Here is a 1,412-nt window from a genome sequence, read left to right as displayed (position 1 = left end):
GAAAACTGTGGCACGCGATTGCCAAACCGGCTTAGGTCCAAATCCTCGAACACCACATAGGCCGTTCCAAGATAGGCCGGCACCGCGCCCACCCCCTCGACCGCTTCCATCTTTGGGTCCGGCAACTGATCATGCGATCCGGGGTAGACCTGCATCGCCACATCATAGACCGAGATCTCGGCCCCATCTGCCCAGATACGATTTACGCTTGTTATTTCGCCCTCACACAACGCGACAGCAAGACTGACCGAATAGCTGTATTCCTCGACCGTTGGCTGCTGCGACAAGCCCTTGCCCCCGCCGGATGTGGACACATGCTCCTTGAACTGCGTCGCCCAAATGATGTGCCCACCAACGCGCATGCGCCCGTAGATTTGTGGGATTGGCTGGCCCTCGCCTGCCGTGCTCAAACGCAACCGATCCAGTCGCCCGGTCTCGATGGTTTGCCCCCCAGCGCCCAGAATGCGCTGATCAATGGCACGACCCAAGGTCGCCCCTGCAAACCGCCCGACTGCTGTCATCGACAGGCCAAGTACTGACCCACCAAGGCTGCTGCCCAGCGCAGCGCCCGCCGCAGAAAGAACCAGAGTTGCCATGAGAATTATCCTTATTGAACGTCCGGAAACGCAAATCGCGCCACGATCCGCCGCTGCCACGGCGCGCTGAGCGACGTTTCCAGAACCCCATGCCCCGCATAGGCGTGCACGAAACTGGCAGTTTCACCGACCCGTGCCTGAAGTCCCAAATGCTTTGCCACGCTACGATCACGCATCCGAAACAGGATCACATCGCCCCCGGCATCAACATCCAGTGGCTTCGCCAACATCCGGGCGCTCAACGCGCGCCAAAGCACCTCCTCGCCCTGAGGCTCGGACCAATCTGGGGAATAGGCAGGTATAAACCCCGGCTCTTGTCCATAAAGCGCGCGCCAGACTCCGCGCAGCAATCCAAGGCAGTCCGCCCCGGCCCCGCGCAGGCTGGCCTGATGCACGTAAGGCGTTCCGATCCAGCAACGCGCAATGGCGACAATATCCGCCCCCATCATCGCAAACTTCCCCCCGTTTGCGACCGCGTCGCTGTTGGGTGGATCAAGACCCACTCCTCTTGCGGGATGTCCGGAAAGCCCTGAAAGTTGATCAGGTTGTCGAACTTGGTCCGGCAGGTCTCGAAACGTTTGTCACATCCGGCGATCAGCTTGATCCGATCACCCTCGACCAAAGAGGCCCTCAACGGTTCCCACAGGTCGATCTGGCGCGTGCCATCCTCCAACAACACATCGCGCTTGATCACGCCCCACAAACCAGCGGCTTGCCCATCAAGAACCGTGAATCGCCCGCGTTGGAACCATCCAGCCTCAAACCCTGACGCGCCAGCAAGTGTCAGGTCGCCCTTAGGGCCGACTTCAGTGACCG

General features: G+C 60.5%; 2 protein-coding genes and 1 pseudogene. All 3 read right to left on the bottom strand.

The genetic code is table 11. The annotated features are described in order from the left end of the window. A pseudogene (locus tag ACTG4M_RS17420) lies at positions 1 to 596 on the bottom strand (baseplate multidomain protein megatron); the annotation flags it as partial. Between the two features lie 11 nt (positions 597 to 607). Next, positions 608 to 1,045: a peptidase gene (locus ACTG4M_RS17415; RefSeq protein ID WP_439124937.1), complete on the bottom strand. Its 438-nt coding sequence runs from the start codon at positions 1,043 to 1,045 to the stop codon at positions 608 to 610. Continuing rightward, positions 1,042 to 1,412: phage BR0599 family protein (locus ACTG4M_RS17410; protein ID WP_439124936.1), on the bottom strand; the 371-nt coding region annotated here is incomplete at its 5' end. The genes ACTG4M_RS17415 and ACTG4M_RS17410, both read right to left, overlap by 4 nt.

This window comes from Marivita sp. (assembly GCF_965656765.1).
In the GTDB taxonomy this organism is placed as follows: Bacteria; Pseudomonadota; Alphaproteobacteria; order Rhodobacterales; family Rhodobacteraceae; genus Marivita.
Note: the sequence above shows the minus strand (reverse complement) of the source record. Positions and strands in the feature narration are given on the sequence as shown.

Excerpts from the sequence above, each read along its gene's own strand:
- ACTG4M_RS17415 (WP_439124937.1), bottom strand. The coding sequence starts at position 1,045 with ATGATGGGGGCGGATATTGTCGCCATTGCGCGTTGCTGGATCGGAACG.